The 16,445-nt window shown below is 73.2% G+C and carries 14 protein-coding genes; 5 read left to right on the top strand and 9 right to left on the bottom strand.

What is annotated here, in order from left to right:
• Window positions 1-62: 62 nt before the first annotated feature.
• A complete protein-coding gene (locus G7072_RS08720; RefSeq protein ID WP_166085492.1) occupies window positions 63-1,187 on the top strand; it encodes a PAS domain-containing protein in 1,125 nt (374 codons plus the stop codon).
• Here G7072_RS08720 and G7072_RS08715 read toward each other — a convergent pair.
• Both G7072_RS08715 and metH read right to left on the bottom strand, forming a co-directional pair.
• Window positions 1,147-1,857, bottom strand: a complete 711-nt coding sequence (locus tag G7072_RS08715) for an HAD family phosphatase (protein ID WP_240917218.1) — start codon at window positions 1,855-1,857, stop codon at window positions 1,147-1,149. The genes G7072_RS08720 and G7072_RS08715 overlap by 41 nt on opposite strands.
• Window positions 1,857-5,567, bottom strand: coding sequence for a methionine synthase (gene metH / locus G7072_RS08710; RefSeq protein ID WP_346766228.1), 3,711 nt, complete (start codon window positions 5,565-5,567; stop codon window positions 1,857-1,859). Before metH ends, G7072_RS08715 begins: the two co-directional genes overlap by 1 nt.
• A gap of 144 nt (window positions 5,568-5,711) precedes the next feature.
• On the opposite strand from metH, the gene G7072_RS08705 reads away from it, so the two are divergent.
• The gene (locus tag G7072_RS08705; protein WP_166085488.1) at window positions 5,712-6,563 is read left to right on the top strand and encodes a PAC2 family protein; all 852 of its coding nucleotides are present in this window, start codon (window positions 5,712-5,714) and stop codon (window positions 6,561-6,563) included.
• A gap of 19 nt (window positions 6,564-6,582) precedes the next feature.
• Here the strand turns inward: G7072_RS08705 and mshC are convergent, their stop codons facing one another.
• The 4 genes from mshC to G7072_RS08685 are packed head-to-tail and all read right to left on the bottom strand — an operon-like array spanning window position 6,583 to window position 10,010.
• Window positions 6,583-7,818 carry a cysteine--1-D-myo-inosityl 2-amino-2-deoxy-alpha-D-glucopyranoside ligase gene (gene mshC, locus G7072_RS08700; RefSeq protein WP_166085486.1) on the bottom strand — a complete coding sequence of 412 codons (1,236 nt, stop codon included), beginning with the start codon at window positions 7,816-7,818 and terminating at the stop codon, window positions 6,583-6,585.
• A gap of 27 nt (window positions 7,819-7,845) precedes the next feature.
• Window positions 7,846-8,655 carry an SCO1664 family protein gene (locus G7072_RS08695; protein ID WP_240917217.1) on the bottom strand — a complete coding sequence of 270 codons (810 nt, stop codon included), beginning with the start codon at window positions 8,653-8,655 and terminating at the stop codon, window positions 7,846-7,848.
• 10 nt (window positions 8,656-8,665) lie between these two features.
• Window positions 8,666-9,268 carry a DUF3090 domain-containing protein gene (locus G7072_RS08690; RefSeq protein WP_166085484.1) on the bottom strand — a complete coding sequence of 201 codons (603 nt, stop codon included), beginning with the start codon at window positions 9,266-9,268 and terminating at the stop codon, window positions 8,666-8,668.
• Between the two features lie 10 nt (window positions 9,269-9,278).
• Window positions 9,279-10,010 carry an MSMEG_4193 family putative phosphomutase gene (locus G7072_RS08685; RefSeq protein ID WP_166085482.1) on the bottom strand — a complete coding sequence of 244 codons (732 nt, stop codon included), beginning with the start codon at window positions 10,008-10,010 and terminating at the stop codon, window positions 9,279-9,281.
• Window positions 10,011-10,068: 58 nt separating this feature from the next.
• On the opposite strand from G7072_RS08685, the gene corA reads away from it, so the two are divergent.
• Together corA and G7072_RS08675 are read left to right on the top strand one after the other, a co-directional pair.
• Window positions 10,069-11,070 (top strand): magnesium/cobalt transporter CorA, encoded by a 1,002-nt coding sequence (corA, locus tag G7072_RS08680; protein ID WP_166085480.1) that lies wholly within the window; start codon window positions 10,069-10,071, stop codon window positions 11,068-11,070.
• 141 nt (window positions 11,071-11,211) lie between these two features.
• Complete coding sequence (locus tag G7072_RS08675) at window positions 11,212-13,152, top strand: M4 family metallopeptidase (protein WP_166085478.1); 1,941 nt, start codon at window positions 11,212-11,214, stop codon at window positions 13,150-13,152.
• 36 nt (window positions 13,153-13,188) lie between these two features.
• Here the strand turns inward: G7072_RS08675 and G7072_RS08670 are convergent, their stop codons facing one another.
• Entirely contained in the window at window positions 13,189-14,019 is an 831-nt protein-coding gene (locus G7072_RS08670; RefSeq protein WP_240917216.1) for an undecaprenyl-diphosphate phosphatase, read from the bottom strand.
• A 142-nt stretch (window positions 14,020-14,161) separates the two neighbouring features.
• On the opposite strand from G7072_RS08670, the gene G7072_RS08665 reads away from it, so the two are divergent.
• The gene (locus tag G7072_RS08665; protein ID WP_166085473.1) at window positions 14,162-15,130 is read left to right on the top strand and encodes an aldo/keto reductase; all 969 of its coding nucleotides are present in this window, start codon (window positions 14,162-14,164) and stop codon (window positions 15,128-15,130) included.
• Window positions 15,131-15,151: 21 nt separating this feature from the next.
• Here the strand turns inward: G7072_RS08665 and G7072_RS08660 are convergent, their stop codons facing one another.
• Window positions 15,152-15,418, bottom strand: a complete 267-nt coding sequence (locus G7072_RS08660) for a DUF5703 family protein (RefSeq protein WP_346766224.1) — start codon at window positions 15,416-15,418, stop codon at window positions 15,152-15,154.
• Window positions 15,419-15,486: 68 nt separating this feature from the next.
• Window positions 15,487-16,443, bottom strand: a complete 957-nt coding sequence (locus tag G7072_RS08655; RefSeq protein WP_206063327.1) for an alpha/beta hydrolase — start codon at window positions 16,441-16,443, stop codon at window positions 15,487-15,489.
• Window positions 16,444-16,445: the final 2 nt, after the last annotated feature.

Raw genomic sequence — 16,445 nt, 5'->3', positions numbered from 1 at the left:
GGCCTTCTCCCCCTACCGTGTGAGCAGTTGACGGGGGTCGGGACCTGGAGGGCAAGCACCGCATGAGCGCGGATCCGCACGGGCAGGGCACCACGGGGCGGCCCCACCCCGACGACGATCTCGACGCCCTGGTCCGCGGTCTCGGAGCCCTGGTCGGGTGGCAGACGGCGACGTACGCCGTCGCGGACGCCGTCGCGCGACGCTGGTACGCCGAGGGCGGCCGGCCGGGTGAGGACGATGCGGCTCGGAGCCCCCTCCCCCAGCCCGAGGACCTCGAGCCGGACACGTGGGGGTCCCGGCGGGTCCTGTGGCGTGACGGCGACGTCCCCACGCTGACGGTCCCGGTCCGGGGCGAGACCGGGGCGACCGGGGCGCTCACCTTCGCCGGACCCGACCTGCGCGAGCCCGCCGGCGCCGAGCTGGCGCTCCTGGAGACCGTGGCCCGGATGGTCGGCCGCCGCGTCCAGGAGGAGGGCGCACCGCCGCCGACCCCGACGACGGACGCGCCTGTGACCGCGGGCACCCCCGACGGCTCGTCCGTCGAGCGCACGATGGCCCTCGTCGACGTCTTCGCCTTCACGGTCCAGGTCGTCGACGACGAGCTCGAGTGGCGCTACTTCGGACCGAACTCCGCCACGGTCTTCGGCGCGCCGGTCTCCTCCGAGGAGGCGCTGGTGCCGCTGGTCGAGCGTCACGCTCACCCCGACGACCTGCCCGCCGTGCGCGAGCTCGAGCAGGCCGCGCGGACGGGGCAGCCCCTCGAGGTCGAGATCCGTCTCCTCGCCGGGGACGGCACGGAGCGGTGGGTCTCGTGGCGCACGGTCCCGCGGACCGTCGACGGCGCCCTGCACGTGGACGGCGTCGCCACCGACGTCAGCTCACGCCACTCGTTGGGCCGCAGCCGGCGCGACCTCGAGCAGGCCAACGAGGAGTACGCCCGCCAGGTCGACCTGCGCCGCCGCCACGCCCTCGCGGTCCGCGACGCCAACGACAACGTGCTCCAGCGCATCTTCGCCGCCGGTCTGCGGCTGCAGATCCTGCGCCGCAAGCTCGACGACGTGGAGGCTCACGCCGCCAGCACGATCGCCTTCCAGCTCGACCAGGCCGCGACCGACCTCCGCGAGCTCATCCTCGACCTGAACGCCGTCATCGGCGACCTGCCCCAGCCCGGTCGGCCCGGTCGCTGATCCACTGGCGGAGGTCGGCGGTGCCCACGCCCTCGAGCCCGGGCACCACGACACGGCTCGGGCCGTCGTCGACCGGGACGTGGTGCGGCACGACGAGCACCAGGCAGCCGGCCGCGTCGGCCGAGGCCGCGCCGGTGACGGAGTCCTCGATCGCGACGCAGCGGGTCGGGTCCACCCCCAGCAGCGCGGCAGCGGTGAGGTAGGGCTCCGGGTGGGGCTTGCCGTGGGTGACGGCGTCGCCGGTCACCACCGCGTCGAACGTGCCGGCCGGGAGGTCCGCCACGAGGGCGTCGGCCAGCGGGCGCCACGACATGGTGACCAGCGCGGTCGGCACCGCGTGGTGACGGAGGTCGGCCAGCAGCTCGCGGGCACCGGGACGCCAGGGCACCTCCCGGCGCGTGCGCTCGATGACGTGGGACACCAGACGGTCCACGACCGCGTGCGGGTCGGCCGTCACCCCGCCCTCGTCGCGCAGCCGGCGGGCGCAGGTCAGCAGGTCGCTGCCCACCATGCTCAGCGCCTGCTCGTCGCTCCAGGTGCCACCGTGCTCGGCGACCACCGCCTTCTCGGCCTCGAACCAGAACGGCTCGGTGTCGACCAGGGTGCCGTCCATGTCCAGCAGGACGCCGGCGAGGTCGTGCGACCCCGGCGCCGCGGAGGGCTCGGGCATCAGTCCTCCGGCTCGTAGCCGAGGTTCGGCGCCAGCCAGCGCTCCCCCTCGGGCAGCGTCCAGCCCTTGCGGTTCGCGTAGTCGGCGACCTGGTCCTGTCCCAGGCGCCCCACCACGAAGTACTGCGACTGCGGGTGCGAGAAGTAGAAGCCGCTGACCGCGGCGCCGGGCCACATCGCCATGCTCTCGGTCAGCTGCAGGCCGATGTTCGCCTCGACGTCGAGCAGGCGCCACAGCGTCTGCTTCTCGGTGTGGTCCGGGCACGCCGGGTAGCCCGGCGCCGGCCGGATCCCGTCGTACTTCTCCTTGATGAGCTCGCGGTTGTCGAGCTTCTCGTCGGGCGAGTAGCCCCACAGCTCGGTGCGCACCCGCTCGTGGAGCCGCTCGGCGAACGCCTCCGCCAGCCGGTCGGCCAGCGACTCCAGCATGATCGCGGAGTAGTCGTCGTGCTCGGCCTGGAAGGCCTTGACCCGCTCCGCGACGCCGATCCCGGCCGTCACGGCGAAGGCGCCGACGTGGTCGGGCAGCCCGGTCGCCTTCGGCGCCACGAAGTCGGCCAGCGACCGGTGCGGCAGGCCGTGACGGTGCTCGCCCTGCTGACGCAGGTGGTGCAGCTTCTCGCGCACGTCGGTGCGGCCGGCGTCGGTGTAGACCTCGAGGTCGTCGTGACCGACCTGGTTGGCCGGGAAGAGGCCGACCACGCCGCGGGCGCTGATCCAGTCCTCCGCGATGACGGTGTCCAGCATGGCCTGGGCGTCGTCCCAGAGACGTCGCGCGGCCTCGCCGCTGCTGGGGTTGTTGAGGATGTCGGGGAAGGCGCCCTTCATCTCCCAGGCGTTGAAGAACGGCTGCCAGTCGATGTAGTCGCGCAGCTCGGCGAGGTCGACGTCGTCGAGCACGCGGACGGCCCCGTCGGCGGCTCCCTCGAGCAGCGGGGCCGGCGGGGTGTAGCCGTCCCAGTCGATCGGGGTGGCGTTGCTGCGCGCCTTCTCCAGCGACGTCATGGGCCGCGCCTTCTGACGGCTGGCGTGCCGCTCGCGCACCGAGTCGAAGTCGGCCTCGACCCCGGCCAGGAAGTCGGGCCGCTGCCGGTCCGAGAGCAGCGCGGCGGCGACCGGCACGGAGCGCGAGGCGTCCTTCACCCAGACCACGGGGCCGTGGTACTTCGGGTCCACCTTCACGGCGGTGTGCGCCCGGCTGGTGGTGGCCCCGCCGATGAGCAGCGGGATCTCCAGGCCCTGGCGCTCGAGCTCGGAGGCGAAGCCGACCATCTCGTCGAGCGAGGGCGTGATGAGCCCGGAGAGACCGACGATGTCGGCGCCGTGCTCCTTGACCGCGTCGATGATCTTCTGGCCCGGGACCATGACCCCGAGGTCGATGACCTCGTAGTTGTTGCACTGCAGCACGACCCCGACGATGTTCTTGCCGATGTCGTGCACGTCGCCCTTGACCGTGGCCATCACGATCGTGCCCTTGGTGTGCTTGGCCAGCGTCGGGTCGGCCTCCTTCTCCGCCTCGATGAAGGGGATGAGGTGTGCCACCGCCTTCTTCATGACGCGGGCGGACTTCACCACCTGGGGCAGGAACATCTTGCCGGCGCCGAAGAGGTCGCCGACGACGTTCATGCCGTCCATGAGCGGGCCCTCGATCACCTCGAGGGGCCGGCCCCCGCGCTCGGCGATGACCAGGCGCAGCTCCTCGGTGTCCTCCTCGACGTGGGCGTCGATGCCCTTGACCAGCGCGTGGGTGATCCGCTCCTCGACGCCGAGCTCGCGCCAGGAGTCGTCGGCGGTCTGCGCCACCGCGCCGTCGCCGCGGAACCGCTCGGCGATCTCGAGCATCCGCTCGGTGGCGTCCGGGCGCCGGTTGAGCACGACGTCCTCGATGCGGTCGCGCAGCTCGGCGTCGATCTCGTCGTAGACGGCCAGCGCCCCTGCGTTGACGATCCCCATGTCGAGGCCCGCCTCGATCGCGTGGAACAGGAAGACGGCGTGGATCGCCTCACGCACCGCGTTGTTGCCGCGGAAGGAGAACGACACGTTGGAGATGCCGCCCGAGACGAGCGCGCCGGGCAGGTTCTGCTTGATCCAGCGGACCGCCTCGATGAAGTCCTGGCCGTACGCCGCGTGCTCCTCGATCCCGGTGGCGATCGCGAAGACGTTGGGGTCGAACACGATGTCGTGGGGGTCGAGGCCGACCTCGTCGACGAGCAGCCGGTAGGCCCGGCCGCAGACCTCCTTGCGGCGCTCGAGGGTGTCGGCCTGGCCGTCCTCGTCGAAGGCCATGACCACGACGGCGGCGCCGTACGCCTTGCAGGCCCGCGCCTGGCGCAGGAAGGCCTCCTCGCCCTCCTTCATGGAGATCGAGTTCACGATCGGCTTGCCCTGGGTGTTGCGCAGGCCGGTCTCGATGACCTCCCACTTCGACGAGTCGATCATCAGCGGCACGCGGCTGATGTCGGGCTCGGAGGCGATGAGCTTGGTGAAGCGGTCCATGGCCGCGACGCCGTCGATCATGCCCTCGTCCATGTTGACGTCGATGACCTGGGCGCCGGCCTCGACCTGCTGGCGGGCCACGCTCAGCGCGGTGTCGTAGTCGCCGGACTTGATGAGGTTGCGGAAGCGGGCGGAGCCGGTGATGTTCGTGCGCTCCCCCACGTTGACGAAGAGCGTCTCCTCGGTGATCGTCACCGGCTCCAGGCCCGAGAGGCGCAGGGCGGCGGGCACCTCGGGGACGTCGCGCGGCGCGAGCCCGGAGACCCGGTCGGCGATGGCCGCGACGTGGGCCGGGGTGGTGCCGCAGCAGCCGCCGACGATGTTGAGCAGCCCGGAGTCGGCGAACTCCCCCACGATGGCCGCGGTCTCCTCGGCGGCCTCGTCGTACTCGCCGAACGCGTTGGGCAGCCCGGCGTTGGGGTAGCAGGAGACGAACGTGTCGGCCACGCGCGCGATCTCGGCGAGGTAGGGACGCATCTCCGCAGCGCCCAGGGCGCAGTTGAGGCCGACGAACAGCGGGCGGGCGTGGCGCACCGAGTGCCAGAAGGCCTCGGTGGTCTGGCCCGACAGCGTGCGGCCCGACGCGTCGGTGATGGTGCCGGAGATCCCGACCGGCCAGCGACGCCCGCGCTCGACGAAGAGCGCCTCGACGGCGCTGATGGCCGCCTTGGCGTTGAGGGTGTCGAACACGGTCTCGATGAGCAGCAGGTCCGCGCCGCCGTCGACGAGGCCGCGGGCCGCGACCAAGTAGGCCTCGTGCAGGTCGACGAAGCCGACGTTACGCATGCCCGGGTCGTTGACGTCGGGCGAGATCGAGGCCGTGCGGGTCGTGGGCCCGAGCGCGCCCGCGACGTACCGCGGCCGGTCGGGGTCCTGGGCGGTGACCGTGTCGGCGGCCGCCCGCGCCAGCCGGGCGGACTCGAGGTTGATCTCGTAGGAGAGCTCCTCCATGCCGTAGTCGCGCAGCGAGACCGACGTGGCGTTGAAGGTGTTGGTCTCGATGACGTCGGCACCGGCGGCGAGGTACTCCTCGTGGATGGCGCGCACGAGGTCGGGCTGGGTCAGCGTCAGGAGGTCGTTGTTGCCCTGGAGGTCGCTCGGCCAGTCGGCGAAGCGCTCGCCCCGGTAGCCGGCCTCGTCGGGACGGTCGCGCTGGATGGCGGTGCCCATCGCCCCGTCGAGGACCAGCACCCGCGCGCGCATGAGCTCGCTCAGCTCCGCCGTGAGGTCGGGGCGGACGAGCGAGGGCTCGCGCTGGTCGTCGTGCTGGGGATGGGTCACCTCACCAGGGTAGGAGAGGCGGACGAGGGTGGGCGCCGCCTGCCACCCAGCGGGACGGTCGCGGCATAGGGTGGGGACGTGATCGAGATCGAGGAGTTCCCCGCCCTGCGGTCGCCCGTCCTCATCGCCGCCTTCGAGGGCTGGAACGACGCCGCCGACGCCGCGTCCGGCGTGGTCGACCACCTGCTCAAGGTGTGGGACACCCGGATGGTCGCCGTCATCGACCCCGAGGACTTCTACGACTTCCAGGTCAACCGCCCGGTCGTCGGCACCGACGAGAGCGGCATGCGCCGCATCACCTGGCCCTCCACGCAGCTGTCGGTCGCCTCACCGCCGGGGGCGCTGCGCGACGTGATCCTGCTGCGCGGCATCGAGCCCAACATGCGCTGGCGCCAGTTCTGCGCCGAGCTGCTCGCCGGCGCCGACGAGCTCGGCACCGAGATGGTGGTGACGCTGGGCGCGCTCCTCGCCGACACCCCGCACACCCGACCCATCCCGGTCTCCGGCACCACCACCGAGCCCGAGCTGGCCGACCGCCTCAAGCTCGAGCAGTCGACCTACGAGGGGCCGACCGGCATCGTGGGGGTCTTCCAGGACGCCTGCATCCGCACCGACATGCCGTCGGTCTCCTTCTGGGCGGCCGTCCCCCACTACGTCGCGCAGCCGCCGTGCCCGAAGGCGACCCTGGCCCTGCTGGGGCAGCTCGAGGACCTGCTGGAGATCAGCATCCCCCTCGGCGACCTGCCCGAGGAGTCGCGGGCGTGGGAGCGCGGGGTCGACGAGCTCTCCGAGGAGGACGAGGAGATCGGCGACTACGTCCGGGCCCTCGAGGAGACCCGCGACACCGCCGAGCTGCCCGAGGCCAGCGGCGAGGCGATCGCCCGGGAGTTCGAGCGCTACCTCAAGCGCCGCGACCACCCGGAGGACTGAGGGACTCCGCTCCCCCGCGTCAGAGGTCGACGCCGAGGCGGGCGTCGACGAGGTCGCGCACGAGCGTCTTGCCCGAGCCGTCACCCGTGCCGGGCTCCGCCGCCCACGCGTCGAGCGCGGCCAGCGCCCGGGGGGCGTCGAGGTCGTCGGCGAGGGCGGCCCGGACCTCGGCGACCAGCCGCTCGGCGGTGACGAGGTCGGTGCCCGGCAGGGCCGCCTGCCACCGGGCGAGACGGGAGGCGGCCACGTCGAGCTCGCTGTCGAACCACTCCCAGTCGGCCCGGTAGTGGTGGGCCAGCAGCGCCAGCCGGAGGTGGCGGGGGTCGAGGCCCTGCTCGCGCAGCCGGGACACGAACACCAGGTTGCCGCGCGACTTCGACATCTTCTCGCCGTCGTAGCCGACCATGCCCGCGTGCACGTAGGCGTGCGCGAACGGCCCCGACGGCTGCATGACGTGGGCCTCGGAGGCGCTCATCTCGTGGTGCGGGAAGACGAGGTCGCTGCCGCCGCCCTGCACGTCGAAGGCGGTGCCGAGGTGGTGGGCGGCGATCGCACTGCACTCGATGTGCCAGCCGGGACGTCCCGGACCCCACGGGGAGGGCCACGACGGCTCCCCCGGGCGCTCGGCGCGCCAGAGCAGGCAGTCGAGCGGGTGCTTCTTGCCGGCGCGGTCGGGGTCGCCGCCGCGCTCGGCGAACACCGCGGGCATGGTGTCCTCGTCCATCCCCGAGACCGCTCCGAAGGCCGGGTCGGCGTGCACCGAGAAGTACCAGTCGCCGTCCACGTCGTACGCCGTGCCCGCCTCGGCCAGGCGCTGCACCGCCTCCACCACGAGCGGGATCGACTCCACGGCGCCGACGTAGTGGTCGGGCGGCAGCACGCGCAGCGCGGTCATGTCGCCGCGGAAGCGCTCGATCTCCCGCTCGGCCAGGTCGCGCCAGTCCTCGCCGTCCCGGTCGGCCCGCTCGAGCAGCGGGTCGTCGACGTCGGTGACGTTCTGCACGTAGGTCACCGTCAGGCCGGCGTCGCGCCAGGCCCGGTTGAGCAGGTCGAAGGCGAGGTACGTCGCGGCGTGGCCCAGGTGCGTGGCGTCGTACGGCGTGATGCCGCAGACGTAGAGGCGGGCCGATCCCTGCGGCGACCCCGGCGCCACGCTCGGCACCGGTCCGCCGCGCGCGGTGTCGTGGACCTGCGGCACCGCGGCGTCGCCGAGTCGCGCCAGGGAGGGGACGGGGACGGTGGGCCAGGCGCGCATGCCGCGAAGCCTACCCAGCGCCCGAGGTCAGAACGCCGGCCAGGGGACGGCCGGCCAGTGGCCGGCCGGCGAGGGCAGCCGACCCTCCCGCAGCAGCCGCCGGCAGCGGGCGCGCAGGGCGTCCAGCTCGACGTCGGCCACCAGGTCGGAGAGCTCCTCGGCGAGCGGGCCGCCGGGCAGCAGCTCCTCGGAGAGCCGCGCCAGCACGTCGGTCTCCTCACCGGTGAGCGGCTCGTCGGCCCAGCCCCACAGGACCGTGCGCAGCTTGTAGTCGCTGTGGAAGCAGATGCCGTGGTCGACGCCGTAGCGGTGGCCGTCGGCCATGGCCAGCACGTGGCCGCCCTTGCGGTCGGCGTTGTTCACGACCACGTCGAACACCGACATCCGGCGCAGCGCCGGGCTCTCGTCGTGGACCAGCACGACGTCGTTGCCGGCGCCGTCCTCGGCCTCCAGCACGCTGCGGTAGCCGGGCGGCACCTCTCCGGGTGGGCACAGGTCGACGGCGTCCCTGCCCTCGGGGTCGTCGACGGGCTCCTGCCAGACCTGGAGCATGCCGACGCCGTGGGGGCCCTCGCGCAGCAGGGTGAGCGGGACGACGTCCCAGCCGGTGGCGACGGAGACGGCGTAGGCCGCCACCTCGCGCTCGGCCAGCGTGCCCAGGGGGAAGTCCCACAGCGGGCGCTCGCCGGCGACCGGCTTCCACACGCAGGGCACCGGGCCGGCGGGCGTGGCGACCTCGGCCAGGAAGGTGGCGTTGGAGGCCGGCATGATGCGGCCCCGGATCTCGAGGGTGCCGACGGTGAGGTCGTCGCGGAGCGCGCGGAGGTCCTCGGTCACGCGACCGGCCTCACCGGCGCCGGAACCCGTTCGCCCGCGGGCACAGGTGTCCGGCCGGGTCCAGGGGGTTGCCGCAGAACTGGCACGGCGGTCGGCCGGCGGCCACGACGGCCTGCGCACGCTCGCAGAAGGCGCGGGCCAGGGCCGGCGGCAGGCTGACGACGAGCAGCTCGTCTGGCTCGATCTCCTCGACCTCCAGCTCGACGACCTCGCTCACGCCGGGAGCGTCGCCCTCGGCCGGGTCGACCTCGGTGACCTCGATCGAGTCCTCGACCGGGAAGACCTCGATGATCACGCGCCCCGCGTCGTCGTCCCAGGCCAGCGTCATCGTCCCGGCGCGGAACTCCTCGTCGATGGGCTGCTCGAGGGGCTCGCTGTCCTGCGAGCCGGCAGGGGTGACGGCGGGGATGAGCACCTCGCCCTGGGCCTGCATGAGGTCGTCGAGCAGGGACTCCAGGCGCTCGGCGAGCACGAGGACCTGCTGCTTCTCCAGCGCCACGCTGGTGATGCGCACGCCGGAGCGTGCCTGGAGGAAGAAGGTGCGCTGCCCGGGGGCCCCGACGGTGCCGGCCACGAAGCGCTCCGGCGGGTCGTAGCGGTGAACGATCGGCATGCTCTCGACCCTATCCCCGGTCCGGTCCGGCGCCGCCGCCGACCGCGGCGTCCCCGGAGGCCGGCGCCCGCCGCTTCCGGGCGGCTCCGCGCTTCTTCGCGGGCGGGGCGAGGAAGGACAGGTCGCCGTCGTGGCTGTTGGACATCAGCACGAAGGGGCGGTCCGGGGTGTAGCGGACGACCGAGACCGACGCCGGGTCGACCACGATCCGCTGGAACTGGTCGAGGTGGATGCCCAGCGCGTCGGCCAGGACGGCCTTGATGACGTCGCCGTGGCTGACCGCCACCCAGGGCGCGTCGTCGCCGTGCTCGGCGGCCACCCGCGCGTCCCACCGACGTACGGCGGCGACGGCGCGTGCGGCCATGCCCGACATCGACTCCCCGCCGGGGAACGTGACCGCGGAGGGGTGGGCCTGCACGGTGCGCCACAGCGGCTCCTTGGCCAGCGTCGCCAGCGTGCCGCCGGTCCACTCGCCGTAGTCGACCTCGGCCAGGGCGCTCTCCCGCTCGACCGTCGCGGGCCCCGGCTGCTGGCGCTCGGCGACGGCGGCGGCGGTCTCGCGGCACCGCACCATGGGGCTCGAGACGATGCCCCGCAGGGGCACGCCCGAGAGCCGCTCGCCCAGGCGGGCCACCTGCTCGCGGCCGCGGTCGTCGAGCCGCACGCCCGGGGAGCGCCCGGCGAGGACGCCGGCCGTGTTGGCCGTCGTCCGGCCGTGCCTGACCAAGATGACCGTCGCCATGCCGCCCAGAGTAGGTCGTCCTCCCGCACCGGCATCCCGGTGTCCTTACAGTGGCGCCATGATCGTCGACAGCGCGTGGTATCGCGACGGGGTGCGGCACCCGCTGGACTTCACGCCGCAGGCGCTGCGCCGGGTCCGCGAGGAGGCGCGCGCGGCCTGCGCGGACGACGAGGAGCCGACCGGCTTCGTGTGGGTGGGGCTGCACGAGCCCGACCACGCCGAGATGGCCGACCTCGAGGAGATCTTCGGGCTCCACCCGCTGGCCGTGGAGGACTCGCTGTCGCGGCACCAGCGTCCCAAGGTCGAGCCCTACGACGACATGCTGTTCATGGTCGTCAAGACCCTCTGGTACGTCGACGCGCGCGACGAGGTCGAGACCGGGCAGGTCTCGATGTTCATCGGTCCCGACTTCGTCGTCACCGTGCGCCAGGGCGAGGGCGTCGAGCTGGCCGGCGTCCGTCACGACCTCGAGCGCAAGACCCACCTCCACGGGCACGGCCCCTCGGCGGTCGTCTACTCGGTGTGCGACCGCATCGTCGACGGCTACGAGGAGGTGGCCGCCGAGCTCGAGACCGACGTCGACGAGGTCGAGGAGTCGGTGTTCTCCCCCGGCCGCACCCAGGACAGCCGCCGGATCTACGTCCTCAAGCGCGAGATCGCGGAGTTCCGCCGGGCGGTGCTGCCGCTGCGCACCCCCATGCAGCGCTTCGCGGCCACCTCCTACCCCTACCTCCACGAGGACTCGGGCACGTTCTTCCGCGACATCGCCGACCACGTCGTCCGGGTGGCCGAGGCGGTCGAGACGCTCGACCAGCTGCTCTCGACGGCGTTCGAGGCCCACCTGGCCCTCATCACCGTCGAGCAGAACGAGGACATGCGCCGGATCTCGGCCTGGGTCGCGATCGCGGCCGTCGGCACGCTCGTGGCCGGCATCTACGGCATGAACTTCGTCGACATGCCCGAGCTGGGCTGGCGCTTCGGCTACGCGTGGGCGCTCTCGCTGATGGTCGTGCCCGGGATCGTGCTCTACCGGATCTTCAAGAAGTCGGGCTGGCTGTGAGCGCCCGGCGGCACCCACCGGGGACCGGCCGGGCGTAACGCGGCTCACAGGTGCGTCGTTGGACCCTCATGCCCCTCTCGGGGCGGTCCCAAACCGGGCGGCGCCAGGCGCCGGACCGGCTCCCACCTGAAGGAGAGCTGCATGAGAGTGCGCCGACCTCTGAGCGCGACCGCGCTGACCCTGACCCTGCTGACGCCCCTGGCGGTCGCGGCCACCGGCCTGTCCCCCGCCACCGCGACGCCCGACCCCGACGCCGCCACGAGCGCGTCGGCGCTGCCGCCGGACGGGTCGTTCACGCTGGACGGTGCCGCCGCCGCGGCGTACGAGCTGCCGGACGACGTCGAGCGTGTCTGGAGCACCACCTACGCCGACGGGACCACCCAGACCCGCTACCAGCAGGTCGTCGACGGGGCCGAGGTCCTCGGCGGCCAGGTCACCCTGCTGAGCGACGCCTCCGGGACGACGACGACCGTGATCGGCGCGCACTTCGCCTCGCTCGAGCCGACCAACGTGCTCCGGCTCTCCCCCGCGGAGTCGCTGCGCGTCGCGACCGACCTGCTCGGTCTGCGTGGTGAGCGCACCACCACGCTGAAGCTCGACCCGCGCGACGGCGCGCTCTACTACGAGGTGGAGACCCAGCGCTTCGCCTCCCGGCCCACGCTGTACGTCGACGCGCAGTCCGGCCAGGTGACCAACCGCTTCGACGCGCTGGCCGAGGAGGGCGAGGGCGTCGGCCTCAAGGGCGACACCAAGACCATCGACACCAGCGGTCCGGCCGGGGCCTACCGGATGATCTCCTCGGACGGGCGCCAGGAGACCTACGACGCCCAGAACCGCAAGGACCACCCCGGCGTGCTCATGACCGACCCCGACGACGTCTGGGACCTCACCCAGCCGGCGACGCTGAGCCCGGGACAGTCGGCCGGCGTGGACGCGCACTACTACGCCGAGCTCGTCGACAACTTCTACGGCGACACCTTCGGCCGCGACAGCATCGACGGCGAGGGCATGAAGATCATCTCGACCGTCCACTACGACGTCGGCTACTGCAACGCCTTCTGGAACGGCGAGCAGATGACCTACGGCGACGGTGACGGCTCGCAGTGCAAGCCGCTCTCCGGCGGTCTCGACGTGGTCGGCCACGAGCTGACGCACGGGGTCACGGAGTTCACCTCGGGCCTCATCTACGAGAACGAGTCGGGCGCGCTCAACGAGTCGTTCAGCGACATGATGGGCAACACCACCGAGTTCTACGCCGACGAGCGCGGCCTCGACCCCGCGGCGGAGCCGGACTGGCTCATCGGCGAGGACGTCATCCCCGCCGGTCCGGTCTACGGCGGTGCGGAGGCCGGGTTCCGCGACATGAGCGCCCCGCAGAACGACGGCAACCCTGACCACTACTCGGAGCGGGAGACCGGCACCGCCGACAACGGCGGCGTGCACACCAACAGCGGCATCCCGAACCACGCCTACTTCCTGGCCGTCAACGGCGGCCGGAACGCCGGCTGCTCCGCGGTGGGCTCCAGCGGTCACACCCACACCGAGGACTGCGACGTGACCGTCCCGGCCCTCGGCCTGGACCGCACCAAGACGATCTTCTACCGGGCCTTCACGAGCCTGACGGAGTACGCCAACATGTGCGACGCCCGCAGCGCCACCGTGGCCGTGGCCAAGGGTGCCGACCGTCGCAGCGTCGGCCTGGCCTGGGACGCGGTCGGCGTGCACAAGGGCTGCACGCCCGCCGTCCCGCCGCCGCCGCCGTGCGTGGGTGACAGCACCGCCCAGCTGCCGTTCGAGTCGCCGCACCCCTACGGCAACAACGGTGACTGCACCTGGACCTACGACAACGGCTCGCCGGGCTTCGCCTTCCACTTCAGCCTCCTGGAGACCGAGGCCGGCTACGACTACGTCTACGTCAAGGACGCCGACGGCAACGTCATCGCCACCTACGACGGCACCCACCCGCTGCCCGGGGGCGTGACCACGCCCTGCATCCTCACCTCGGTGGGGTCGGTGCAGCTGGTCACGGACGCGGCCGTGGTCGACCAGGGCCTGACGGTGGACGCCGTCGAGCCCTGCTAGCAGCCCGCACGGGTGGGCCGTCGGAGGCTGGGAAGCTCAGCCTCCGGCGGCCAGCACCCCGGTGCCGACCAGGCCGAGCGTGAGCGTGCCGAGCGCGATGCGGTAGATCACGAACGGCAGGTAGGACCGGGTCGTGACGTAGCGCAGCAGCCACGCGATGGCGGCGTACCCGACGAGGAACGACACGACCGTGGCGACCAGCGTCGGCACGGTGCCGTAGGCGTTCTCGCCGCCGGGGATCTCCGGCAGCTGGAAGACCCCGGCGCCGATGACGGCCGGGATCGCGAGCAGGAAGGCGAAGCGGGTCGCGGCCTCGCGGTCGTAGCCGAGCAGGCGGGCGGCACTGATCGTCGCGCCGGAGCGGGAGACGCCGGGGACCAGCGCGAGCGCCTGGGCGCCGCCCAGCATCAGGGCGTGCTGGAGGGTCATGTCGGAGATGGAGCGCCGCATCGCGCCGATGCGGTCGGCCACGCCGAGCACGACGCCGAGGACGATGAGCGTGGTGCCGATGATCCACAGGCTGCGGAAGTCGCGCTCGATGACGTCCTTCAGCGCGATGCCCAGGACCACGATCGGCAGCGAGCCGACGATGATGTACCAGCCCATGCGGGAGTCCTGGTGGCCGCGCCACGCCGGCTGGAACAGCGAGCGCAGCCAGGCGTTGGCGATGCGCCAGATGTCGTGGCGGAAGTAGAGCAGCACCGCCAGCTCGGTGCCGATCTGGACCACGGCGGTGAACGCCGCGCCCGGGTCGCCCCAGCCGAGCAGCTCGGGGAAGATCCGCAGGTGGGCGCTGCTGGAGATGGGCAGGAACTCGGTGAGCCCCTGCAGCACGCCGAGGACGACGGCTCGGATGAAGTCGACCAACGCGGTGCCTCTTGCTCGAAGGGTCGGGCCGCCTCGCCCGCCGGGACGGCCGCCAGCGTACGGCGTCCCGGGCTCGCCCCGGCGCAGGACCCTCGGCGAGCCGACGGGCGGGGTGGGGCGGTGCTGGTCTACTTTGGACCGCATGGAGCAGCGGCGGCTCGGTGGGACGGGACTGAAGGTCTCGCGCCTGGGTCTCGGCACGCTCACCTGGGGCCGCGACACCGACGAGCACGAGGCCCGCGACCAGCTCAAGGGGTTCGTGGAGGCCGGCGGCACGCTGCTCGACACCGCGGCGGGCTACGGCGACGGCGCGTCGGAGGAGCTGATCGGCGCCCTGCTGGGCGACGTGGTAGCCCGCGACGACGTCGTGCTCGCGACCAAGGCGGGGGTCTCCCGGTCCCGCGGCGCCCGTGAGGTCAACGTCTCGCGCGGCTCGCTGCTGCGCACCCTCGACGGCTCGCTCAAGCGCCTCGGGGTGGACCACGTCGACCTGTGGCAGGTGCACGTGTGGTCCGACGACGCGCCGCTCGAGGAGACGCTGAGCGCCCTCGACCACGCCGTGTCGACGGGGCGGGCGTCGTACGTCGGGGTCTCGAACTACGCGGGCTGGCAGATGGCGCAGGCGGCGACCTGGCAGCGGGCGGTCCCCGGGCGGGTGCCGCTGGCCTCGAACCAGGTGGAGTACTCCCTGCTCAACCGCGCCTGCGAGCACGAGCTGGTGCCGGCCGGGCTCTCGCTGGACGTCGGCCTGCTGGCCTGGGCGCCGCTCGGGCGCGGCGTGCTGACCGGCAAGTACCGCACCGGCACCCCGGCCGACTCGCGCGCGGCCTCCCCGCACTTCGGCAACTACGTCGGCGCCTACCTCGACCCGCAGAGCCGCACCGTGGTCGAGGCGGTGGCCCGCGCCGCGGACGGCCTCCAGTGGTCGCCGCTCGAGGTCGCCCTGGCCTGGGTGCGCGACCGGCCCGGCGTCGCCTCCGCGCTGGTCGGCGCCCGCACGGCGGCCCAGCTGCGCGGCTCGCTCACCGCCGAGCAGTGCGTGCTGCCGGACGAGATCCGCACCGCCCTCGACGACGTGTCGGGCCGGGCGGGCACGACCGACGGCCCCTGACCCGCCAGGCTCCCGGGGGGCTCAGGCGGTCTGCTCGAGGCTGCGCTGGCGGATGATCTTGCGACGCAGCACGACCTTGCGCGTGCCGTCGGCGAGGATGCGCACCCGGTCGAGCTCCCAGCCGCCGTGCTCGGCCCGGTCGACGAGCATGCGGGTCACGAAGGAGCGGGAGAAGTCACGCGGGATCGTGAGCCGCTCGAACTCGAGCTCCGCGGTGCGGCGCGGGCGGCCGAACGCGGTGTCCCGGCGCGACGAGGTGTGCAGCGGCAGCGCGGACCCGGACGGCATGGCGACATGCTGCCACGGCGCGCCAGGCGCTCCCGGCACCTTCCGCGGGGTGGCGGTGTCGCGGACGCTCAGGCGGGTCCGGCCGGCCCGGCGAGCTCCGTCAGCAGGTCGACGGTGGAGCGCCACACGTCCGAGCCGGGGTCGATGAGCACGAAGTGGTCGCCGTCGACCTCGAGCAGGTCCGCGTCGGCACCGGCCTCCTGCGCGGCGCGCACGTAGTCGGCGGACTGCGACAGCGGCACGTTGCTGTCGCTGCGTCCGTGAACGCACCGCACCGGCACGTCGAGGGGGATCTGCCGCTGCGGGTCGAGGTCGTCGTACGACGGGCCCGGCGCCCGACCGATGAAGGCCTCGACGGCGCCGGCGCCGAGACCGTCGGCGGCCGCCTCGGTGAGGTCGAGGACACCGGCCTGGGACACCACGCCGGTGACCCCGACCCGCGGGTCGGCCCACCGCTGCGTGCGACCGCGGGCTGCGGCCCAGGCGGCGAGGTGCCCACCGGCGGAGTGACCCAGGGTGAGGACGGTGCCGAGGTCGAGGTCCGGCACCTCGGCGAGGAGGTCGATGCCCGCCGCGACGTCGTCGAAGGTCTCCGGGGCGCCGCCGCCGTTGCCCACCCGGCGGTACTCCAGGTTCCAGGCGGTCCAGCCCCGCGCCGCCAGGTCGGCCGCCAGCGGGGCGCCGAGCGAGGCGCCGTACGCCGACTTCCAGAACCCGCCGTGGACGACCACCACGACGCCCGGTGACGCGTCGGGGTCCTGCGGGCGGTAGAGGTCGGCCCACTGCGAGGGGTCCTCGCCGTAGGTGAACCGCTCCGGCGAGTCGTCCTCGTCGGTCGAGCCGTCCCCGGTGGTCGAGCCGTCCCCGGTGGTCGAGCCGTCCCCGGTGGTCGAGCCGTCCCCGGTGGTCGAGCCTGTCGAGACCACGTCTCCTCCTGTGCATGCGGTCAGGGCCACGCCCGCGGCGAGCCCGAGGGTGCCGGTGAGCAGGGCGCGTCGTCGGAGCGCGGTGTGAGGGATCGTCACCG

The organism is Nocardioides sp. HDW12B (assembly GCF_011299595.1).
Taxonomy (GTDB): domain Bacteria; phylum Actinomycetota; class Actinomycetes; order Propionibacteriales; family Nocardioidaceae; genus Marmoricola_A.
Note: the sequence above shows the minus strand (reverse complement) of the source record. Positions and strands in the feature narration are given on the sequence as shown.